This window comes from Candidatus Electronema sp. JC (assembly GCF_048287365.2).
GTDB lineage: Bacteria > Desulfobacterota > Desulfobulbia > Desulfobulbales > Desulfobulbaceae > Electronema.
Genome location: NZ_JBLWEM020000020.1, coordinates 1 through 20,024, shown reverse-complemented (window position 1 = coordinate 20,024; position 20,024 = coordinate 1). Strand labels below are relative to the sequence as shown.

The 20,024-nt window shown below is 56.0% G+C and carries 24 protein-coding genes; 21 read left to right on the top strand and 3 right to left on the bottom strand.

All coding sequences use genetic code 11. The features are described from left to right. Positions 1–219 precede the first annotated feature (219 nt). The 13 genes from ACNKH3_RS02650 to ACNKH3_RS02590 all read left to right on the top strand — a co-directional run bounded on the left by ACNKH3_RS02650 (position 220) and on the right by ACNKH3_RS02590 (position 8,424). Complete coding sequence (locus tag ACNKH3_RS02650; RefSeq protein WP_420208142.1) at positions 220–528, top strand: hypothetical protein; 309 nt, start codon at positions 220–222, stop codon at positions 526–528. 36 nt (positions 529–564) lie between these two features. Then, positions 565–1,602: a 4Fe-4S dicluster domain-containing protein gene (locus tag ACNKH3_RS02645; protein ID WP_420208141.1), complete on the top strand. Its 1,038-nt coding sequence runs from the start codon at positions 565–567 to the stop codon at positions 1,600–1,602. A gap of 13 nt (positions 1,603–1,615) precedes the next feature. Further along, positions 1,616–2,884: an NrfD/PsrC family molybdoenzyme membrane anchor subunit gene (nrfD, locus tag ACNKH3_RS02640; protein ID WP_420208140.1), complete on the top strand. Its 1,269-nt coding sequence runs from the start codon at positions 1,616–1,618 to the stop codon at positions 2,882–2,884. Beyond that, entirely contained in the window at positions 2,881–3,699 is an 819-nt protein-coding gene (locus ACNKH3_RS02635; RefSeq protein ID WP_420208139.1) for a hypothetical protein, read from the top strand. The genes nrfD and ACNKH3_RS02635 overlap by 4 nt, the downstream gene beginning before the upstream one ends. 4 nt (positions 3,700–3,703) lie before the next feature. Continuing rightward, the gene (locus ACNKH3_RS02630; protein WP_420208138.1) at positions 3,704–4,354 is read left to right on the top strand and encodes a c(7)-type cytochrome triheme domain-containing protein; all 651 of its coding nucleotides are present in this window, start codon (positions 3,704–3,706) and stop codon (positions 4,352–4,354) included. A gap of 204 nt (positions 4,355–4,558) precedes the next feature. After that, positions 4,559–4,909: a DUF5666 domain-containing protein gene (locus ACNKH3_RS02625; RefSeq protein ID WP_420208137.1), complete on the top strand. Its 351-nt coding sequence runs from the start codon at positions 4,559–4,561 to the stop codon at positions 4,907–4,909. 277 nt (positions 4,910–5,186) lie between these two features. Then, positions 5,187–5,564 carry a DUF5666 domain-containing protein gene (locus ACNKH3_RS02620; RefSeq protein WP_420208136.1) on the top strand — a complete coding sequence of 126 codons (378 nt, stop codon included), beginning with the start codon at positions 5,187–5,189 and terminating at the stop codon, positions 5,562–5,564. A 103-nt stretch (positions 5,565–5,667) separates the two neighbouring features. After that, positions 5,668–6,015, top strand: coding sequence for a hypothetical protein (locus ACNKH3_RS02615; RefSeq protein WP_420208135.1), 348 nt, complete (start codon positions 5,668–5,670; stop codon positions 6,013–6,015). Positions 6,016–6,130: 115 nt separating this feature from the next. Next, positions 6,131–6,352: a hypothetical protein gene (locus ACNKH3_RS02610; RefSeq protein ID WP_420208134.1), complete on the top strand. Its 222-nt coding sequence runs from the start codon at positions 6,131–6,133 to the stop codon at positions 6,350–6,352. 53 nt (positions 6,353–6,405) lie between these two features. After that, a complete protein-coding gene (locus ACNKH3_RS02605; protein WP_420208133.1) occupies positions 6,406–6,753 on the top strand; it encodes a hypothetical protein in 348 nt (115 codons plus the stop codon). A gap of 172 nt (positions 6,754–6,925) precedes the next feature. Continuing rightward, positions 6,926–7,261 (top strand): DUF5666 domain-containing protein, encoded by a 336-nt coding sequence (locus ACNKH3_RS02600; RefSeq protein WP_420208132.1) that lies wholly within the window; start codon positions 6,926–6,928, stop codon positions 7,259–7,261. A gap of 87 nt (positions 7,262–7,348) precedes the next feature. Further along, positions 7,349–8,011: a DUF5666 domain-containing protein gene (locus tag ACNKH3_RS02595; protein WP_420208131.1), complete on the top strand. Its 663-nt coding sequence runs from the start codon at positions 7,349–7,351 to the stop codon at positions 8,009–8,011. A gap of 62 nt (positions 8,012–8,073) precedes the next feature. Continuing rightward, a complete protein-coding gene (locus tag ACNKH3_RS02590; protein WP_420208130.1) occupies positions 8,074–8,424 on the top strand; it encodes a DUF5666 domain-containing protein in 351 nt (116 codons plus the stop codon). 33 nt (positions 8,425–8,457) lie between these two features. Here the strand turns inward: ACNKH3_RS02590 and ACNKH3_RS02585 are convergent, their stop codons facing one another. Next, positions 8,458–9,165, bottom strand: a complete 708-nt coding sequence (locus tag ACNKH3_RS02585) for a hypothetical protein (protein WP_420208129.1) — start codon at positions 9,163–9,165, stop codon at positions 8,458–8,460. Positions 9,166–9,497: 332 nt separating this feature from the next. Here ACNKH3_RS02585 and ACNKH3_RS02580 point away from each other — a divergent pair, with 332 nt between their 5' ends. The 8 genes from ACNKH3_RS02580 (at position 9,498) to ACNKH3_RS02545 (ending at position 17,355) form a co-directional block, all read left to right on the top strand. Then, on the top strand, positions 9,498–10,196 hold the full coding sequence (locus ACNKH3_RS02580) for an OmpW/AlkL family protein (protein ID WP_420208128.1): 699 nt from the start codon (positions 9,498–9,500) through the stop codon (positions 10,194–10,196). A 169-nt stretch (positions 10,197–10,365) separates the two neighbouring features. After that, complete coding sequence (locus ACNKH3_RS02575) at positions 10,366–10,692, top strand: two-CW domain-containing protein (protein ID WP_420208127.1); 327 nt, start codon at positions 10,366–10,368, stop codon at positions 10,690–10,692. Positions 10,693–10,775: 83 nt separating this feature from the next. Further along, complete coding sequence (locus tag ACNKH3_RS02570) at positions 10,776–12,629, top strand: thioredoxin family protein (RefSeq protein ID WP_420208126.1); 1,854 nt, start codon at positions 10,776–10,778, stop codon at positions 12,627–12,629. 165 nt (positions 12,630–12,794) lie between these two features. Then, entirely contained in the window at positions 12,795–14,045 is a 1,251-nt protein-coding gene (locus tag ACNKH3_RS02565; protein ID WP_420208125.1) for an SGNH/GDSL hydrolase family protein, read from the top strand. A gap of 126 nt (positions 14,046–14,171) precedes the next feature. Continuing rightward, complete coding sequence (gene gap / locus ACNKH3_RS02560; protein WP_417916420.1) at positions 14,172–15,179, top strand: type I glyceraldehyde-3-phosphate dehydrogenase; 1,008 nt, start codon at positions 14,172–14,174, stop codon at positions 15,177–15,179. 10 nt (positions 15,180–15,189) lie between these two features. Then, positions 15,190–15,930 (top strand): carbonic anhydrase, encoded by a 741-nt coding sequence (locus ACNKH3_RS02555; protein WP_420208124.1) that lies wholly within the window; start codon positions 15,190–15,192, stop codon positions 15,928–15,930. Positions 15,931–16,225: 295 nt separating this feature from the next. After that, positions 16,226–16,432, top strand: a complete 207-nt coding sequence (gene thiS, locus ACNKH3_RS02550; RefSeq protein ID WP_417916422.1) for a sulfur carrier protein ThiS — start codon at positions 16,226–16,228, stop codon at positions 16,430–16,432. A gap of 116 nt (positions 16,433–16,548) precedes the next feature. Then, positions 16,549–17,355 carry a HesA/MoeB/ThiF family protein gene (locus tag ACNKH3_RS02545; protein ID WP_417916423.1) on the top strand — a complete coding sequence of 269 codons (807 nt, stop codon included), beginning with the start codon at positions 16,549–16,551 and terminating at the stop codon, positions 17,353–17,355. A gap of 5 nt (positions 17,356–17,360) precedes the next feature. Here the strand turns inward: ACNKH3_RS02545 and ACNKH3_RS02540 are convergent, their stop codons facing one another. Then, entirely contained in the window at positions 17,361–18,644 is a 1,284-nt protein-coding gene (locus tag ACNKH3_RS02540; protein WP_420208123.1) for a sensor histidine kinase, read from the bottom strand. A gap of 131 nt (positions 18,645–18,775) precedes the next feature. Beyond that, positions 18,776–19,447, bottom strand: a complete 672-nt coding sequence (locus tag ACNKH3_RS02535) for a response regulator transcription factor (protein WP_420208122.1) — start codon at positions 19,445–19,447, stop codon at positions 18,776–18,778. Between the last annotated feature and the right edge of the window lie 577 nt (positions 19,448–20,024).

Below are 20,024 nucleotides of genomic sequence, written 5' to 3'. Positions count from 1 at the left end.
CGGCGGCAGCTTTTTTCCTTGACTGCCAGCGTGGTTTGCAGTTAAGTAACTGCCATTTTTTGAGGAAGCGTCGTGGCCAAATAAATTTATGTTTCCCTTTCAGGCGCCTTGCGTCTGCGGGCGCTGATTGGCCTGCATGTCTCGGTCTTATTGATAAAATTAAAAAAATGATTTTTTCAAGGCATAACATGATTTGAAGCACAACACAAGGAGGCCGTTATGGCTGAAGAGCAGATGGTGCGTGTGAACGCGTGCAAAGAACAGGATGAGGCGCTTGTCGGCAAGCGGGTCTTTCTCCAGCGGGCGGCTGCTGCGCTGGGTGTCGTGGCAGCTGCCGGTTTGACCGGGGCGGCGGTCATGCGATCCGCCGGAAAAGCTGGCGGCGCGAACGTCCGCGCCCGCTGCGCTGAGGAGGATGTGCGGCAGCAGCGGATCATGGCCGACAAGGAGCTGATCATCATGACCGAGAAAGAGAAGCGGCAGATGCTTGACCGCATCCTGAGCAACCATTCCCGGAAAATATCTTGACGATATTCCTGTTCATATTGACGGAGGCGACACACAATGTCTGAGGACAAGAGAGAGATGGTTGAAGAACAGGATGACGGGCAGGTGAAAGAATCCCGCCGTGATTTCCTGAAGAAGATAGGCGTTGCCGCAGCTGCCGCAGCTGCTGCCCCGACAGCTGCCGCCGAAGCGGCCAGGGTGAGCATAGCCGAGCATTTGCAGGGCCACTTTGAGCTGATGAGCGACGAGCAGAAGCAGAAGGCCATTGCCCGCTTGGAAGAACGCTACAGCAAGCAGTTCAGCAAGCAGGTCACAGTGGCTGACACGCCGGCCTTGGACGGGGTGCTGTTTGGCTACGCGCTCAATATTTCCAAATGCATCGGCTGCCGACGCTGCGTCGAGGCCTGCGTCCGGGAAAACAATCAGTCCCGTGATCCGGCAATTCAGTGGATCCGGGTCTTGCGGATGGAGAAAGGCACGCTCGCCTTTGATGTGAAAGATTTGAACGCGGGCAAGCCCAGCAGCAATCCTTTGGGAGACTACGGCATTCAGTCCGGCGGCCATGCCGACAAGCATGTCGGCCTTTCCGGTTACACCGATCATTATTATGAGCCGGAGCTGGTTCCAGAAGACAACGCCTTTTATTTTCCGGTGCAGTGCCAGCAGTGCGAAGACCCGGCCTGTGTCAAGGCCTGTCCGGTCCGGGCGACGTACCGTGATCCCAACGGCATTGTCGTGATTGACTACAACTGGTGCATTGGCTGCCGGATGTGCCAGCTGGCCTGTCCGTACTGGGCGCGCCGCTTCAACTGGGGCGAGCCGGCATTGCCAAGCGAGGAGATGAATCCCAAGACGCACTATCTGGGGAACCGTCCCCGCATGGTCGGAGTCATGGAAAAATGCACCTTCTGTTTGCAACGGGTGAGAGAGGGACGCTATCCGGCCTGCGTGGAAGCCTGTCCTGTGGGCGCACGAAAATTCGGCAACCTGCTTGATCCTGAAAGCGAGGTGAGGAAGATTTTGGCGACCAAGCAGGTGTTCCGCTTCAAGGAGGAGTTCAACACCGATCCAAAATTCTTCTACTACATGGATTAGAGGGAGATTGACAATGACCATGAAACAGCAAACAGCTGCAGCTTCTCTCAAGCCGATAGCGTTCGCCCGTGACTTTTTCAGTTATGCCATTAAAGGCGGCAACCTTTACTATGGCTGGCTGCTCTTTCTTGCCTTCTTTGTCTTGGTGGGGCTTTTCACCACCTACGTGCAGATGACCAATGGCCTCATCGTCACCGGGGCCACAGATCAGATCACGTGGGAATTGTTCATCTCCAACTTCATCTTCACCGCCCATATTGCGGCGGCGGCGGTGCTGGTGGTGATTCCCGCTTATATCTACAAGCGGAAAGATATGAAGGAACTGGCCGTGCTCGGCGAGATCATCGCCCTGACCTTCGTCATCATCGGTCTGAACTTCATCTTCTACCACATGGGCCGGACAGACCGGGCTTGGCACGCAATTCCAGGCATAGGCATCTTCAACTTTCCCAGTTCGATGCTCACCTATGACATCATCGTGCTGAACACCTACCTCGGCATCAACTTGGTGGCGGTGGCCTATCTGCTCTACATGCGCTATATCGGCCAGCCGATCAACACCAAGTTCTACACCCCGCTGATTTACGTGGCTGTGGCTTGGGGGCCGCTGATTCATATCGTCACCGCCTTCATCCTCAGCAGCAACGCGGCGATTTCCTCATGGCATACAGCAGTTCTTCCTTTCGCCTTTTTATCCATGGCAGGCGCGTCGGGATCGTCCTTGGTGATTCTGATGTTCCTCCTGATCCGCAAATTCAGCAAGCTGCAGATTGCTGACTCGGTGATTGACTTCTTCTCGCAAGTCATCGTCTGGAGCTTGGGCATCATCATTTTGGTGTTCGCCTCCGAGTTTTTCACTGAGCTGTATCCAAGCACTCATCATGCCGCTTCCTTGGAGTACATGATGCACGGCCACCACGGTCTGGATGCCTATGTCCCGTGGTTCAAGATGACCATGACATTGATTGCGCTGCCGTTCATCCTGCTGCTCAACACCACCATACGGAAGAGCTACAACTGTATGCTGCCGGCTATCTGCCTGACCGTCTTCCTGATCATCCTGATCGAGAAACCGGCAGTGCTGGTCTTTCCGGCCTTCAGTCCGACTCCATTGGGCGAGTATGCCGTGTATCATCCGACCGTTGTTGAAATTTTCAACGTCCTGTTCATCTGGGCAGTCGGCTTTATCATGCTGACCCTGCTCACCAAGGGCGCAATTGGCGTGTTGACCGGCGAGGTGCGGGACAGCAAAACAGTGGAAGCACGTGGAGAGGCGAAATGAGCAACTACTTGAGAGCAGGAGTTTTCTACGGCCTGTTTGTCTTGCTGGCAGGCGGCGTGATGCCCCAATGCGAGGCAGCGGCTGAAGAAGGCAAATCCGATGCGGCGCCAGCGCAAGACAAATCTGGCGCAGCATCAGTTGAGTGCTACGAAAGCATCAAAGATTCCACCAGCCTCACCAAGGTGGAGAATGCAAACCCAAAGTTCGGCTATCCCAATGTGAAGTGCTCGCCGACCACCGGCGCGGTGCTTTGGTACGGCGATCCTTACACGGACACCGTGCCTATGGGTGAAATGCCGAAGTTCGGCGATGACACGGATGGCGACTTCGCCCAAGCTGTGATCAGGCCCCGCATGAAGCACTTCAAAACAACCATGCAGTGCAGTGCCTGTCATCCCGGCGCAGACCAGGCCGCAGCCCCGCCCAATGAGCCGCGTCAGCTCCAGATGCATCAGGACATCGTCAGCGACGCTGAAAAATTGCAGCATGGCCGGGAAGCAATATGGTGTTTTGACTGTCATAACGCCGCAAATCGCGACACCCTCGTTGACCGCCGGGGACAAGAGGTCAGCTTTGACGAATCCCATAAGGTCTGCGGCAGCTGTCATGGCGACACCTACAGCAAATGGCGGACAGGGCTTCATGGCAAGCGCACTGGCGAATGGAAAGTGGGCGGGAAAAAACGGTGGTGGACCTGCACCGAATGCCACAATCCCCATACTGTTCAGGAGCATCGCTTCAATCCGGTCAAACCTGAACCGCCGCCTGCCCTGCCGCGCGGCATGAGCAGCAGTGCAACCAGCAGCAAGCACTGACAATATGAAGCTCGGCATGGAAGCGAAGAGCTTGGTTTTCATAGGGATGCTGTTTGCAGTCTGCGCGCCTGCCTTGGCGGCGGAGCAGCAGGCAGCCGCTCCTTCAGCCATGCCGACCTATGACATTTCCCTCTTCAGCCATGATTTTCATGTCCGCAAGGTGGGTTTCAGCTGCGATGACTGCCATGACAGCCTGTTTCAGCAGGTCAGCGGCGCGGCCAAAGCGGCGGGCGATTTCACCATGTCCGCCTTTGATCAGGGCAAATACTGCGGCGCATGCCATGACGGCAGCACTGCTTTTGCCGTCACCGAGGGCGGCAGCTGCGCCCGCTGTCACGACAGCGACATGAAGGCGCCGAAAACCATAGTGTTCGGCCAGCCGGTCAAAGCGGTGGTGTTTGATCACGACAACCATGCTGAAGAGCTGAACATTGCCTGCAGCAGCTGTCACGAAAGCCTCTTCAAGATGAAGCGCGGCGAGAGCGAGAAGCAGCCGGATTTCACGATGCAGGCGATGTATCAGGGCAAATATTGCGGCGCATGTCATGAAGGCTCGGCAGCTTTTTCGCTCAGAACCCGCTGCCAGGCTTGTCACATCGGCGCACAGGACTCCAGCAGTCTGTCTCCGCCGAGCAAGGATCCCGGCATCCGCTGATTCAAGCTGCTCTCCGCTGCGCCCTCAAGGCCGGAAACGCAAGTTTCCGGCCTTTTTTTATTGCCCCGTAAAAAAAGAAATCCGCCGCCGCAGAAAATCTTCTTCTTTCATCTTGCGTTCATCCTTCCTTTGGTAATCTGAAAGTATAAAGAACGGGAACAGAGTTCACCGGCACTTCAAACCAACTTGACAAGGAGAGAAATCATGAAACGCGCAATCACCCTGCTGGCTGTCGCCGTCACACTGTCCGCCGCAGCTTCCGCTCAGGCCAGCCGCCACGAATACGGACGCGGCTACGGTTATGGCGGAGGTTACGGCGGCGGCTATCAGAACAAAGTGAAATTCTACGGCACCATTGACGCGATGCCCTCCTCTGGCATCTGGATGGTGAACGGGCGGCAGGTGGCCATTTCTCCCGGCACGAGAATCAAGGAAAAATACGGCAGAGTGGCTCCGGGCGCGTATGTCGAGGTCGAAGGCTACCATAGCAACGGCGGCTTCACCGCCTATGAAATCGAAGTGAAGGGCGGCAGCGGCGGTTACAGATACCGCTGATGAGAAGTAAAATGGAGGTCGGCCAGAAAACCCTCCAAATCCTGATGTTTTCATTGAGAAAAAACATCAGGATGCTGTTGAGAAAGATGCTCTCTTGATTATGATTCTCATTCCTGCCATAAAAAATGGCAGATGAGAGTGAGATGGAGGGCAGGGCAGAAAAAACAGAGCTGTTCATCTTCTGTTCATGTTTCTTCTGCTAAAGTAGAGACAGATGGGGTTGAGAGACCGTCAAGCAGCAGCAACCAAAAACCACACCAAAAAAGGGGATCTGATCATGAAACGCGCAATCATCCTGCTGGCTGTCGCCGTCACACTGTCCACCGCAGCTTCCGCTCAGGCCAGCCGCCACGAATATGGCGAATACGGACGCGGCTACGGTTATGGCGGCGGCTACGGCTACGGCGGCGGCTATCAGAACAAAGTGAAATTTTACGGCACCATTGACGCGATGCCTTCCTCTGGCATCTGGATGGTGAACGGGCGGCAGGTGGCCATTTCTCCCGGCACGAGAATCAAGGAAAAATACGGCAGAGTGGCTCCGGGCGCGTATGTCGAGGTTGAGGGCTATCACAGCAACGGCGGCGGCTTCACCGCCTATGAGATCGAAGTGAAGGGCGGCAGCGGCGGCGGTTACGGCTACCGGTACCGGTAAGCGGGCATGAGTTGCAGGGAGGATTTGAACGCGGAACAAATCCTCCATCGCAGTGCGGAATACAAAACACTATTACTTACATCACCCAAGAGGAGATTCGACCATGAAGAAGATTGCAGCAGTCATCAGCGGAGCATTGTTTGCTGTCATCGCAGTCAGTTCAGCACAGGCCAGCGGAGATGAAGGATATGAGCATCACGAGCGCTATGAGTACGGCAATTATTACAATCCCTACGGCTACAACAACTATGGCTACAACAACGCCTACCGGGATCATGATCGGTATGAATATGGCAACCGCAACATGAACTCTGTTCCGAGATACAACAACTACAGCTACGGCAACAACCGTTACAACAACAACGGCTACCGCTACAACAACTACGGCAACAGCAACTATGGCTATAACAACAGCTACAGAAATCACGAGCGGTATGAATACAGCCGCTGAATTATATCCGCCTTTCAAGCGAAACGGATCGTCTCGAAAAGGAGATCAAACATGAGAAGAGCAATCCTTCTGTTAGCTGCTGTCATGATTTCATCTGTCGCAACTGGCTGCGTCCATGGATATGGCCATGATGAGCGGCATGAGCACGATGACGATGATCGGTATGAATACCGAAACAGAGATCATCGAAATCATGAGAGGTATGAACACCGATATTAACGCGGTGTTTGCTGGGGCCAAGGAACAAGGACACGAGAGGCTGAAAAAAATAGCCTCCCAAAAAAACAACAGCTGTTCATCTTCCGTTCATTTCATATCTGGTAGATTGAAAACATAAGGAAGACGCAGCGGCGAATCGCACTCAACCCAAGGGGAAAAGGAGATTTGATCATGAAGAGGATTCTGGCAGGACTGATCGGTGGTGTTGCATTGACCGCCTTGGCGTTTGGAACAGCAATGGCGAGCGGTGACGAGTATTACGAGCATCGTGGAGGGCATGAGGCATACGAGCACGGCAGTTATTATAATCCTTATGGATATAATTACGGCTACAACAACTACAACAATTCCTACCGGAATCATGAGCTGCGCGAGTACGGCGGTCGCTATATGAACTCAGTGCCGGTGTACGGCGGCAGTTACTACGGCGGCTACATTGACGACGATGCGTATAAATACAACCGGCGCGGCTACAGCAATGGCTACAGCAATCACGAGATGTATGAGTACCGCCGCTGAGTCCGCTGCCGCTTGACGACACGCAGCTTCCTGCTCAACAGCGGATAAGGATAAAGAAAACAGCCGCAGAAGCAGCTTGCTCCCGGCTGTTTTTTCATGTAACAATGTAACACAAGAAGAGACGCGCCCGGCTGCGGTCAGTGCGTCAGCGCAAAAAAAAAGGAGGAGACTTATGAAACGAGCAGTTTTTCTGCTGACCGCCTTGCTGCTGGCGTTGTCCGCCGCAGGCGCGCAGGCAAGCCGGGATGAGCATGACGACGATGATGATCATGGCAGGCGGCATCGGACAAGCAGCGCCAAATTCTACGGCACAGTTGACGCGTTGCCGCCTGCGGTCAACAACGGAGTTTGGTGGGTGAATGGCCGCGAGGTGAAGGTGAGTCCGCAGACTAAGATCAAAGAAAAGCGCGGCAGAGTTGCTGTCGGCGCGTATGTTGAGGTGGAAGGCTATTTTTCCGGCAGCGGTCTGGCGGCTGATGAAATTGAAGTGAAAGGCCGCCGCCGCTGAAATAAGCAGTTTTTGTTTGCAATCTTCTTTAATCTTGGTATATCTTGCCTAAAGATAGGCAAATGAAATCCAACAACAGGTTTTGCCATGAAAAAGGTATTATTTTCTTTAGCTGCTGTGCTGGCCTGCTCCTTTGCCGCTGCCTCTTCCTATGCCAGCGGCGATGAGTATTACGAACACCGAGGACGCTATGGATATGGCTCCGGGTATTATGAAGGCAAGTTTTACGGGCCAGTGGAATCCATGCCGCAAGACCGGATTTTCGGCATGTGGCGGATTGGCGGCAGGGAAGTTCTGGTGACGGAGCGCACGTTCATCAAAGAGGAGTACGGCAGAATCGGTCTCGGCGCGCATGTTGAGGTGAAAGGCGGCGGCAATCCGTTCATGGCCTACGAAGTTGAGGTCAAGAGCGGCGGCAGAGCGATGATGGGGCCTCCTCCAGGGAACTTTGCCCCGCCAGTTCTCCCTCCTGCAATGGGGCCGCCGCCTGCGCCTGCCAATTTCCCTCCGGCAACGCCGCCACCGCCTGCGCTTCCTCCCGCGATTTCCGGGCCGGTGGAGGCCATGCCGCAGGGCATTCTGTTCGGCATGTGGAAGATCGGCGGCAAAGAGGTCATTGTCACCGACAGCACGCTCATCAAACAGCAGAATGGTCCGCTTGCGCCCGGAGCGCAGGTTGAGGTGAGAGGCGGCGGCATCCCTTTCATCGCCCATGAGCTTGAGGTCAAAGCAGCAAGCGGCAGCCGCTGATTTCAAACAAACCAGGGGCGGGCGGAAGCCTGTCCCTTCCAACGATGCGGGAGTTTTACATTATGAACAGCCGGAAATGCAGCGTCAGCGCTGCTTTGCTGTTTGCCGCAGCGCTTTCCTGCGCAAGGACAGCGCGGGCCGAAGAGCCGGAGCGGCGGCCTTTTTACCAGCCCGGCCAGGGCTACGAGCAGGAGCCGGAATACAAATTTTCCGGTTTGATCCGCCAGCTGCCCGCTGAAGGGACGGTCGGCAGCTGGATTGTGGACGACCGCCAGATTTTTGTCACGCCGCTGACCGTCCTCAAGGAGGAGCAGGGCAAAGCTGCTGTCGGCGCGGCGGTCGAGGTGAAAGGGGTGCTGAAAGGCATCAGCTTCATGGCCACGGCAATTGAAGTCAAAGCGGCCAAGGAGTGACTGAGGGCCGCGTCGGGACATTTGATTTAGGAGTTACGCAGTTGCATAAAGATTGATGGGTTCGAGACCATAAGTCGGCTTTGCCAAATAAGCTGCTGACAGCATTGCGGACAATTGAAATCTTTGCCTAAAACCAAGAGATTCCCTTGACAAAGAAATGTTTTCAATCCGCAGGAATGCTCTTGAAGCCATCTCAATACGATTTCGCTGCGCTCTCTCTGAACGCGCCTGACATTGTTCAATACCGCAGAACTGTTTGACACCACCATGATATGTCTCAATCATCCCACTGATCTCCGCATATTTGAGCCGGAGCAAATCAGTCATTTTGAGGTCATTGGTTGCCCAGCATTCAAAGTCATCATCTGTTCTGACTTTCTTGAATACTTTAATCATGCCATAACCTTTAAGATGAACAATCTCGACTGATTCTGAAAGTTCGACCTCGCAAAGCGGCCGACTGCCTGTTCTGTCGGGGTTCATATGCCGATTAAACTTCAGACGGGTCAGCCATCGCCAGCCAAATGGCCGGATAAGTTTAAGATTTTCAAGACCGGAATGCCAGCTGCCGAACAGGACGGTTTCCGGCGCGAATCCCCGTTCCGCAGCCCTGCGCAGCATGTCTGAGAAATGGCTGTTCTTTGTCAGAGCATCAACAAATTTGTTGTAAATTCGATAATCAATAGGAAGGTATCGTTCCCCGTCGGTACAAAGCAGGGTGATCAAATTGATGCCTGACACGACCCTTTTGTGTTTTCCTGACCAATGACGAGTCACCAGTTCGATGCACTTATTATACGAATTCAGCCCTGAAGGAAGCATGGGCGGCAGAACAGCAGCCGCTGGTCAGGCAGCTTAAAAAATCTCATTCTTTTTACCCCTTGACTTCTTGCCCGCCATCAGCGAGAATTGAAGAAAGAGTGCAAAGGCAACCTCCCGACTTTGGTTGAAAAAGCTGCAACAGGCGGGAGTCTCAAAGGAGATTTTTTTGGAGAGCAATCATGAACAGAGCAATAAAAGTTAGTGTGTCCGCCGCTGCGATCGGATTGACATTGGCAGGCCCTGCGCAAGTCATGGCATATGGAATTGGCTCCGGTATTATACCTTCCAATCTTTTTGAGGGTGATCCGCTTGAAAAAGGGGATGTCATTGTCCGTGGAGGCATTGTCACAGTCATGCCCACCGGCGACAGCGGCGCAGTCTCCGGCCTGCCGGACGGCGTGAACAACGCCAGAGTTGAGGTGGAGAACAACAGCCAGCTCAGTTTGACCGCTGTATATATGCTGCGGGACAAAATCGGTCTTGAAGTGCTCGCCGCCACGCCGTTCAAGCATGACATTGTCGGCAAAGGCGATTTGGAAGGCGTTGATGTCGGCGAAACCCGCCATCTGCCGCCCACTGTCTCGCTGCAATATTATTTTGGCGAAAAAAATGCTTGGTTCAAGCCCTATGTCGGCGTTGGCATTAACTGGACGCTCTTTTTCTCTGAAAAAGTGGACGGCGGCCTGCTGAACACCCTCAACACGTTGCCCACAGTCGCCGGTCTGGGCGGCGTGCGCTCGGCTGATTTGGAACTGGACAGCTCGCTCGGCTTGGCCGCGCAGGTTGGCGTAGATATGCATCTGATCGACAACTGGCATTTGAACACTGCGCTGTGGTACGTTGACATTGACACTGAGGCCACACTGAAAACTGACCTCGGCACCACTCATAAAGTCGATGTCGAAGTGGATCCGTGGGTCTTCAACGTCGCGCTGGCCTATAAGTTCTGATCCCCCCAGAAACTGCGGAGACAGTCTCCGCAGCGCCTCTTCCTCAGGCCGCCGGAACTCCTCCCCGGCGGCCTTTTTTCGTCCGGCGGCGTGGCACTTGATCTTTATCCCGACTCTGTTTAGAATGCAACCTTCGGGGGGAGCAACAAACTCTGACCAAGGTGCCGGAATGGGAGATGACAAAAAAAAGCTGAACTGCTGGGAATACAAGAAATGCGGACGGGAGCCGGGCGGCGCGAAAGTCCATGAGCTGGGCGTGTGTCCGGTGGCCACAGAGCAGTGCGCGGACGGCATTCACAGCGGCGCGAACGGAGGCCGCTGCTGCTGGGTGGTGACCGGCTCGCTCTGCAAGGGGCAGCAGCAGGGCAGCTACGCGCAGAAGTTCGGCGACTGCCATCATTGCGATTTTTACGAATTGGTCAGGTCTGAGGAAATGCCCAGCTTCAAAGTCGGCATCACCATTCTCAACGAGATCAAAAAGCGGAAAACTCCCTGATCCGCTTTCATTGACCAGCCCCTCCTGCGCTGTTCCGGCAGCGCAGCAGCTTTCCCTTTTCTCCAGAGCAGACGCGAACGACCATGAAACAGCTCTTCAGCCAGCTTCTGCTGGCCTGCCTTTTTGCCGCCGTTCTGCCGACGGCGGCCTGGGCTGAACCGAAAAACACCACGCCGCCGGTCAGCGCGGCGGTGTTCTGGCCCGCAGACCGCGTCCGGCCCGGCGAGGCCCTGCCGCTGGCCGTTGTCGTGGAGATCAGCGAAGGATTTCACATCAATGCCGACGCGAGGCAGATCAGATCTTCTGATTCCTTCAGCCCGTATCCGACCAAGCTCGCTGTGGCCGATGCGCACGAGGGGCTGCACAGCGAGGCCCCGCTCTATCCGCCTGCCGAGCTGTTCAAAGCCGACTATGCCGCAGGCGGGCTGATGTCCTTCAGCGGCAGGACGATCATCTATGTGCCGGTCAAATTCGCGGCGGAGCTGGCTTCGGGCGCGAAGACGGGCCTGCGGCTGGAGCTGGACTACCAGGCCTGCACCGAGAGCCAGTGTCTGCTGCCGCAGAAAATTGAGCTGGAGACCGCGCTGCCGGTGGCCGCTGCCGGTGAGGCCGCCGCGCCGACGCATCAAGCACTCTTCGCCGACTATCAAACCCGGCGGCAGGGGGCGGCGGCTGGCGGCGGAGTGAATTTTGCCTTCCTCGGCTGGAAATTCAATATCAACGGAGCCTCGTGGGCGGGAATGCTGCTCCTGCTGGCCACAGCGGCTTTCGGCGGGATGCTGCTCAATTGCACACCCTGCGTCCTGCCCCTGATTCCGATCAAGATCATCAGCCTGTCCTATGCGGCGAAAAACCGGCGGCAGTGCTTTCTTCTCGGCGCGGCCATGTCACTGGGCGTGCTCGCCTTCTGGCTGGCTCTCGGCGGAATGATCGCCTTGGTCAGCGGCTTCAGCGCGACCAACCAGCTTTTTCAGTATCCGGCCTTCACGGTCGGCGTGGGCCTGATCATCGGCATCATGGCCTTGGGCATGTTCGATTTTTTCTCCCTGCCCCTGCCAGAATGGCTCTATCTGATCCACCCGGAGCAGGACAGCCTGCACGGCTCCTTCGGGCTGGGCATATTGGCCGCCGTGCTCTCCACGCCCTGCACCGCGCCATTCATGGGCGCGGCGGCGGCTTGGGCCGCGACCCAGCCGCCTGCGGCCACCTTGAGCGTCTTCGCCGCCATCGGCAGCGGCATGGCTTTCCCTTATCTCGCCCTGTCCGCCGCGCCGCATTTAGTGCGGAAAATGCCGCGCACCGGCCCGGCCAGCCTGCTGATCAAGCAGGTGATGGGTCTGCTCATGCTCGCCGCCGCCGTTTATTTCATCGGCGCGGGCGCAGCGACGCTGCTCGCCACGGCGGAGCAGCCGCCGAGCAAACTCTACTGGCTGCCGGTGATGGGCTGCTCTCTTGCCGCAGGCGGCTGGCTGGCCTGGCGGACATGGCGCATCGCCTCCAGCCGCGCTCTGAAGGCGGTTTTTATGGGACTCGGCGGGCTGATGATGGCGGTTTCTATCTACGGCGCGGTTCATCTCACCGAGCGCGGCCCGACCGACTGGCGGCACTACAGCCCGGCGGCCTTGGCGCAGGCGCAGGCGGACGGCAAGGCGGCACTGCTGGTCTTTACGGCGGAGTGGTGCCTGAACTGCAAGGTGCTTGAGCAGACCGTGCTGGACAGCCCGCAGATCGTCAAGCTGCTGGGCCAAGAAAATTTCGTGCCGATGAAGGTGGACATCACCGGCAGCAATCCGCCGGGCCGCGAGCTGCTCCGAAAGGTCGGCAGCCTGAGCATTCCGCTCTTGGTGATCTACTCTCGCAGCGGCGAGCTGATCTACAAAAGCGATTTCTACACGGCGGAGGAGCTGCGCGAGGCGGTCAGTCGCGCGGTGAACTGATCCGCCCTGCCAAGACAAAGCTGTTGACTTCCCGGCAGTCGCTCTGTAAAACATGCGCCAGCGCAGCATATTCCCCCATTCTGTTTCAGTGCAAAGGAGAAGAAAATGAGAAAGACGAAAAAAGCGGTTTGTTCTGCGGCTGCTGGGCTGGTTCTGACAGGGTTCATGACATTGCACAATGCGGATGCGGCAGGAAGTCAGCCTATAGCGAAAGAAGGGCTGCGTGCGGACATGTCCAGCTTCATGGTGCTGGGGGATTCAATCCCCTTTGGCTACATGGCGGGCTACACCAAATCTGACGGAACGCCCCTTCCTGAAGTTGCTCCAGAGCTGGTGCCGCATTCTTGGCCCAAATTAGTTGCGGATCAGGCCGGAAGCACGATGCTGCTTCCTTTTACTTCCGTCACGCCGGACAATCTTGCTGTTCCGGGCTACGCGCTTGGGGATATGACAAAAAAATATTCTGAGCTGAAAGCGGTGGAGCGCCTCGCTCAAGCCACAGATTTGGTCTTCTCCGGATATGCTGCCAATGCTGAATATGGCGACATGACCCCGGTCGAATATCTCCTGAAAAAGAATCCTTCCACTGTGGCGGTGATGATCGGCAACAACGATGTGCTGGGCGCGGCGATTTCCGCCAACATCGCTTTGAAGACCCCTGTTGACGTGTTTGAGCAGAAATACGAAGATTTAGTAAAAACTCTTGCCGATACGGAGAACACAAACCGGGCAGTAGTGGTCTCCACCATCCCGGACGTGAGCAGCATCCCCTTTCTTGTGTCGGTTCAGACCATGCCGCCGCAAACTCTGAACTACCCTGCCGTCAATGACGATGGAAGCGGATATCAGATGCATTCTGATGACTTCATCACGCTCTCCGGTGTGCAAAAAATGCAAGCCGGTACACAGCTGATCAAGTGTCCTGGTTCCTCAAATCCTGCGCCGCAATGCTCCGGCGACATCTTGACCATCGGCGAGGTCGCGGAAATCAGCAGCCACACCAAGTTGTTCAACGACGCAATCAGAAAGGCGGCGGGCGCGCGAAGCAATGTTGCGGTGATGAGCTTCGACCGGCTGTTCAGCCGGTTGCGGCGCGGCACGCTGACAGCTGCGCCAGTGGGCAAGGAGTTTGCGCTGCTCAAGCAGAAGCCGGGAATTGCTGTTGACGGCAAACGCTACACGACTGCGTATGGAGGCGGGCTGTTTTCCAAAGACGGCATTCATCCTTCAAAATTAGGGCATGGCGTGCTGGCCAACGAGATGATCAAAACCCTGAACCAGAATTTTTCCGCCAACATTCCGCTGCTCGACCTCGGCCCTGTCGCCGCCGGAGACGAGCTGGCCAATCCAGTTGCGCCTGCCGCTGCTGACAGCCGCACTCTTGAAAAGTCCCGCAGCCTGTTTCATCAACGCTGAACCTGACCGGGCAGCGGCGCCGCTGCCCTGCGGCATAAAAGTGTTGACTTCCGGGCGGCAGTTCTGTAATGATTTTCCCGGTCGGACGCGAAACAGACGCACAACCCCAAAAAAAGGAGCAGTGTCATGAGCATCAAGATCGGCATCAACGGGCTGGGCAGAATCGGACGGAACATCTTCCGGGCCATCAGCAAGAGCAAAGAATTCGCAGAGATCGAGGTCGCGGGCATCAACGACCTCACCGATGTCAAAACCATCGCCCATCTGCTCAAATACGACTCGATCATGGGCGTGTTTGACGCAGAGGTCAAGGCCGGGGAAAGCTGCATCATCTATAACGGCAGGGAGATTCCCGTCAGCAACCACCGCAATCCGGCAGACATTCCTTGGGCCTCGCTGGGCGTGGAATATGTGCTCGAATGCACCGGCCTCTTTTGCAGCAGCGAAGCGGCCAAGGCCCACATTGACGCGGGCGCGGCCAAGGTGATCATCTCCGCTCCGGCCAAGGGCGCGGATGTGAAGACCATCGTCATGGGCGTGAACGAGGACGAGTACGACCCCACCGCGCACCACGTGGTCTCCAACGCCTCCTGCACTACCAACTGTCTCGCTCCGGTGGCGCGGGTGATCTTGGATCATTTCGGCATCAAGCGCGGCCTGATGACCACTGTCCACGCCTACACGGGCGACCAGCGGCTGCTTGATTTCCCGCATTCTGATCTGCGCCGGGCGCGGGCTGCCGGGCTGTCAATGGTGCCAACCAAGACTGGCGCAGCGCAAGCGGTTGCCTTGGTCATCCCGGAGCTGAAGAACAAGTTTGACGGCCTTGCGGTGCGAGTGCCCACACCCAACGTCTCTTTGGTGGATGTGGTGATGGAGGTAGAAAGAGAAACCACCGCCGCCGAAGTCAACAAAGCCTTGCAGGATGCGGCCAACCGTTATCTGCGCTACTGCGAGGAGCCGTTGGTTTCCATTGATTTTCAGGGCGATCCGCACTCCTCCATCGTTGACGGCCTCTGCACCCGCGTCATGGGCACATCAGTCAAGGTGATGAGCTGGTACGACAATGAATGGGGCTATTCCAACAGGATGCTGGATCTTGTTCTGCACATGGAAGCCAACAAGGCACTGTAGGAGAAATGCCATGAAGAAAATGCTGCCCGCCCTTGCGGCGGCGCTGACGCTGCTGGCGGCAGGAGCTGCCGGAGCTGCCGAGGAAAAATGGAGCTACGCGGGCGAAACCGGCCCTGAGTATTGGGGTCTGCTTGATCCGGCCTACGCCCTCTGCGCGCAGGGAGCCAGCCAGTCGCCAGTGAATCTGACTGGACTGATTGAGGCTGATTTGGAACCGCTGAAGTTTGATTACACGGGCTTGGTCACCAAACTCCGGCGGGCCAACAGCACGGCGCAGGCCGATCATTCCGCAGGCTCCTTCCTCACGGCGGGCGGCAGAACCTACGAGCTGAAGCAGATTCACTTCCATGCGCCGAGCGAGCATATGATCGAGGGCCAGCAGTTCCCGCTGGAGGCCCATTTTGTTCATGCCGCTGCGGATGGACAGCTGGCAGTGGTCGCGGTGCTGTACAATCTGGGTGATGAGAATCCTGAGCTGAAGAAACTCTGGCAGCAGATGCCAGCGAAAGCCGGCCAGGAAGTCGGCATGGCCGCGCAGGTGCGGGCGGAGAAGCTGCTGCCAGAGAACCGCGACTATTACCGGCTTTCCGGCTCGCTGACCACGCCGCCCTGCACCGAAGGCGTGCTCTGGCTGATTTTGAAGAATCAGAGCGCGGTTTCTGAAGAGCAGACGCGGCAGTTCACGGAGCTGATGGGCGGGCCGAACAGCCGCCCGGCGCAGCTGCTCAAGGCCCGCGCTGTGCTGCAATAAGCTCTTCTCCCCAAATCCGGCTGCGCTGCTGCTGCCGAACGCGGAGCAGCCGGACTGCTGTTCAAATATTGCAATTCTCCGCGCTTCAGAGTATTATAAATTGTATTTCCGCCAGCGGCTGCGGCAGCCGTCTGACGGGCAGTCATGATAATCAGGCGAGCGTTTTTTATCCTTGACTTTGCAGCTGCCGCATTGTAGTAAGTTATATTATATCTCTGCGTAATTTCTGTGATTATACAGAGCGAGGGGGAGCAGTTCGCTTACGCGGGCCTTAATTTTCTGGAGGAGAAAAATTATGGAAATCAGGCTGAATGGAGAGCCGCGCTGCATCAACGCGGCCCATCTGACCGTCGCCGGTCTTTTGGAAATGGAGCAGGTGCCGTCGCCGGAAATGGTGGCGGTGCAGATCGACGGACAAATTGTCCATCGCTGCGCCTATCACGACACCATGGTCGGCGACAGAAATCAGGTTGACCTGCTGTATTTTATGGCCGGAGGTTGAACCGTTTCCGGTTTGCTTCTGTTTCACGCGCCCCGCTGCCCGACAGCGGGGCAATTTTTTCTTCCTCCACCAACACAAGACATCATGACGCAGACCAGCATTGCCGCGAGGCCCACATGCTGATAAACCTGACTGACGAGCAGATGGACCGCTACAGCCGCCACCTGATTCTGAAAGAGGTGGGGCCGGAAGGGCAAGTCAAGCTGCTGCAATCCAGAGTGCTGGTGGTGGGCACAGGCGGCCTCGGCTCGCCGGTCTCGCTCTATCTTGCCGCCGCTGGAGTCGGCACGATCGGTCTGGTGGATGCTGACGCGGTCGACATCTCCAACTTGCAGCGGCAGATCATCCACACCACCGCCGACATTGACCGGCCCAAGGTTGAATCAGCGGAAGACAAGCTGAAGGCCATCAACCCGGATGTCAAAATTGAGCCGTGGCTGCTCTATCTTGACGCGTCAAACAGTCTTGACATCATCCGCCAGTATGATTTCGTCATCGACGGCACTGATAATTTCGCCACTAAATTTCTCATCAACGATGCCTGCGTGCTGGCGGGCGTTCCCTACTCGCACGGCGGCATACTCCGTTTTGACGGCCAGACCATGACCGTGCTGCCAGGCAAATCCGCCTGCTACCGCTGCTGCTTCCATGAGCCGCCGCCCGCCAAATCGGTGCCAAGCTGCTCGCAGGCCGGCATCCTCGGCGCGGTGGCCGGAATGCTCGGCTCCATCCAAGCCGCCGAGGCATTGAAATTCATCACCGGCGCAGGCTCGCTGCTGACCGACAGCCTCCTCAGTTTTGACGCGAAAACTATGAACTTTCGACGGGTCAAGCTGCGGAAGCGTCCTGACTGCCCGGTCTGCGGTGACAATCCCTCCATCGTCGAGCTGACCGATTTTGAACGCGAAGCCTGCGGACTTTAAGTCAGTCAGGCCGCCTCTTCCGCCAGCGGCAGGGTGAGGGTGAAGCTGCTGCCGCCGCCGGGCTGCCCCTCAACCATGATGGCGCCGCCGTGCGTCCGCGCCACCGCCTGCACGATGCTCAGTCCCAGACCGCTGCCCTCCTGCGAGCTTCGGGCCGACGCAGCCCTATAAAAACGGTCAAATATCCGCTCTTTGTCTTCTTCAGCAATGCCGATGCCTGTATCGCTGACCGTGAGCGCGGCCATGCCGTCGCGCCGGGTCAGGCTCACGGCGACAAAACCGCCGGGATGATTGTATTTCACTGCATTTTCAACCAAATTGAGCACGGCTTCAGTCAAACTGTCCTCGTCGCCAAGCACGGTCATGTCCTCGCTCAAGGAGACGCTGAGGGCAATATTTTTTTTCCGCGCCAACGGCTCGGCCAGCACAGTCGCGTCCTCCACGCAGTCAGTGAAGGATGTCCGGGCAAAGGAGGAGGCATCAAGCAGGCCGGAGGCCAGCCGGGTCAAAGTGAGCAAGCTGTTGATCTGAAAAAGCATTCCTTTGACCACGTTCCGCACGTTCCGCAGACTGGCGGCGTGATCCGCCGCCGACCGCTCCCGCTGCAAGGCGATGTCGCATTCCGCCTTGATCACCGCCAGCGGGGTTTTCAGCTCATGGGCCGCATCGCCAAGCAGATTTTTTTCCGCCTCAAAGGCCCGCTGCAGCCGCTCCAGCAGCGAGTTGAATTTGTCCGCCAGCCGCCGCAGCTCCTTGGCCTGCCTGTCCGCAGGGATGCGCGCCTCCAGATTTTTATGGCTGATTCCCTCCAAGGCCGCAGAAAAATGCTGCACAGGCCGCAGGGAAAACTCGGCGATGATCAGACTGATCACCGCGATCAGGCTGATCATCACCGGGGTGATCAGCAGAAAATAACTGGTGAGCTGATCCACCATCCGCAGGCTCGCGCTGATCTCCTCCGCGACCACGATGCGGACCGGCTGATCCATGTAAGTGAACTCATGCCGGATGGAACGAAGCGGCTCGTCGTTCGGCCCGGTGAGCTGATAGAGCCATTCCTGCATTTTCGGATCGTGCGAAAGCGGTTCTCCGGGCGTGAGGTTGAAATCTGGATCAAGCAGCGAGCTGGAAACTGAGAGTAGACTTTCTCCAATAAAGACCTTGTAGTAATGTCCTGAATCAGGAATTACATAATCGCCTTGAATGAACTCGTCTGATTCACATTCAATGTTTTTTCCGTCATGCGTGTGAATCAATCCTTTGACAAATTGCAAATTTGCATGGAGCATTTTATCCAATGAATCATCAACTGCATAATGCAGTTTGAAATGCAGGGCGTAGCCAAGCCCTGCAAACAAAACTGTCATTGATAAAAAAATCCACAGCAGAAGTCTGCCTTTAATCGAGCGGAGCAGTGGCATCACTCTTCCTTTATCATGTAGCCTTCTCCCCGTTTGGTCTGAATAAGCGGCAGACCGTGACCTTTGTCAATTTTTTTCCGCAGCCGGTTGATGTACACATCAATAATATTGCTGTCAAGATCAAAATTCATGTCATAAACATGCTCCGACAGCTCAGTGCGGCTGACCACCCGGTTCCGGTTGAATGCTAAATATTCTAAGATCGCGTATTCTTTGGCGGAAAGAGAAACTTCAACACCGCCTCTGGCAACACTTTTGGCATTCAGATCCAAACTCAGATCGGCGATGCAGAGCATTGAGGCCGGCTGCCCTTTGCTGCGCCGGATCACGGCGGTCAGCCGGGCGACCAGCTCGGCGAAATCAAAAGGTTTGGCCAGATAGTCGTCCGCGCCGCTGTTCAGCCCCTTGATCCGGCTTTCCACCTCGCCGCGCGCCGTGAGCATGATCACCGGCACCTCGTTGCCCTGCTCGCGCAGCTTGCTCAGCATGGTGAAGCCGTCCATCTTCGGCATCATCACGTCAAGCACCGCCGCGTCGTAGGGCGAGGTTTCCGCCAGATACAGCCCCTCCTCGCCGTCATGGCAAAGATCAACCACAAAGGCGTTTTCTTCCAAGCCGCGTTTGATCAGCGCAGCCAGCCGCTTGTCATCTTCGACCACAAGAATTTTCACAGATATCCCCTATGAGTTACGCAGTTGTCAAAAATCTGGCAACATGGCGGAATGAGCAAACTTAAAGTAACAGAGTATGATTACATAAATTTTCTGACATGGACGCAGAAAGTCTATAGTTGCGTGGAAGCGGAACGTGTTCAGCCTGATGAAAGAGGAAGCCTGTCGCATGACGCGTTCACCCATCAATTGCATCGGCTTTTTCCGGGCACAGACCGGCTTTATTTGGAAGTCTGAAAACATGTTGATATAACAAAAAGATTTCTGATGTGCGATGACAGCACATTAGATAAATTTTACAGCAAAAAAATTGAGCTGGTCACGCGTCATTGGTCAAAAAAACACAAATGAGTCATGTCCGGCATCAATTTGATTACCCTGCTGCGGACAGACGGCAAGCGTTGTCCAAGGCAAACGCATGACTTTCAGAATGAATTTTAGGAGTTACGCAGTTGGTAAAAATCAGTTAACCTATCAGGATGAATAAATCCAAAGTAAGTGAGTACGATTATATTAATTTTTTAATCGGCACTCAGCGAGTTTATAGCAGCGCCGAAGCGGAGCGGGTCAGTCCTGA

Bases quoted from the DNA above. Each gene is read 5' to 3' on its own strand.
- ACNKH3_RS02650 (WP_420208142.1), top strand. From the start codon at position 220: ATGGCTGAAGAGCAGATGGTGCGTGTGAACGCGTGCAAAGAACAGGAT.
- ACNKH3_RS02645 (WP_420208141.1), top strand. From the start codon at position 565: ATGTCTGAGGACAAGAGAGAGATGGTTGAAGAACAGGATGACGGGCAG.
- nrfD (WP_420208140.1), top strand. From the start codon at position 1,616: ATGACCATGAAACAGCAAACAGCTGCAGCTTCTCTCAAGCCGATAGCG.
- ACNKH3_RS02635 (WP_420208139.1), top strand. From the start codon at position 2,881: ATGAGCAACTACTTGAGAGCAGGAGTTTTCTACGGCCTGTTTGTCTTG.
- ACNKH3_RS02630 (WP_420208138.1), top strand. From the start codon at position 3,704: ATGAAGCTCGGCATGGAAGCGAAGAGCTTGGTTTTCATAGGGATGCTG.
- ACNKH3_RS02625 (WP_420208137.1), top strand. From the start codon at position 4,559: ATGAAACGCGCAATCACCCTGCTGGCTGTCGCCGTCACACTGTCCGCC.
- ACNKH3_RS02620 (WP_420208136.1), top strand. From the start codon at position 5,187: ATGAAACGCGCAATCATCCTGCTGGCTGTCGCCGTCACACTGTCCACC.
- ACNKH3_RS02615 (WP_420208135.1), top strand. From the start codon at position 5,668: ATGAAGAAGATTGCAGCAGTCATCAGCGGAGCATTGTTTGCTGTCATC.
- ACNKH3_RS02610 (WP_420208134.1), top strand. From the start codon at position 6,131: ATGGATATGGCCATGATGAGCGGCATGAGCACGATGACGATGATCGGT.
- ACNKH3_RS02605 (WP_420208133.1), top strand. From the start codon at position 6,406: ATGAAGAGGATTCTGGCAGGACTGATCGGTGGTGTTGCATTGACCGCC.
- ACNKH3_RS02600 (WP_420208132.1), top strand. From the start codon at position 6,926: ATGAAACGAGCAGTTTTTCTGCTGACCGCCTTGCTGCTGGCGTTGTCC.
- ACNKH3_RS02595 (WP_420208131.1), top strand. From the start codon at position 7,349: ATGAAAAAGGTATTATTTTCTTTAGCTGCTGTGCTGGCCTGCTCCTTT.
- ACNKH3_RS02590 (WP_420208130.1), top strand. From the start codon at position 8,074: ATGAACAGCCGGAAATGCAGCGTCAGCGCTGCTTTGCTGTTTGCCGCA.
- ACNKH3_RS02580 (WP_420208128.1), top strand. From the start codon at position 9,498: ATGGCATATGGAATTGGCTCCGGTATTATACCTTCCAATCTTTTTGAG.
- ACNKH3_RS02575 (WP_420208127.1), top strand. From the start codon at position 10,366: ATGGGAGATGACAAAAAAAAGCTGAACTGCTGGGAATACAAGAAATGC.
- ACNKH3_RS02570 (WP_420208126.1), top strand. From the start codon at position 10,776: ATGAAACAGCTCTTCAGCCAGCTTCTGCTGGCCTGCCTTTTTGCCGCC.
- ACNKH3_RS02565 (WP_420208125.1), top strand. From the start codon at position 12,795: ATGACATTGCACAATGCGGATGCGGCAGGAAGTCAGCCTATAGCGAAA.
- gap (WP_417916420.1), top strand. From the start codon at position 14,172: ATGAGCATCAAGATCGGCATCAACGGGCTGGGCAGAATCGGACGGAAC.
- ACNKH3_RS02555 (WP_420208124.1), top strand. From the start codon at position 15,190: ATGAAGAAAATGCTGCCCGCCCTTGCGGCGGCGCTGACGCTGCTGGCG.
- thiS (WP_417916422.1), top strand. From the start codon at position 16,226: ATGGAAATCAGGCTGAATGGAGAGCCGCGCTGCATCAACGCGGCCCAT.
- ACNKH3_RS02545 (WP_417916423.1), top strand. From the start codon at position 16,549: ATGCTGATAAACCTGACTGACGAGCAGATGGACCGCTACAGCCGCCAC.
- ACNKH3_RS02540 (WP_420208123.1), bottom strand. From the start codon at position 18,644: ATGCTCCATGCAAATTTGCAATTTGTCAAAGGATTGATTCACACGCAT.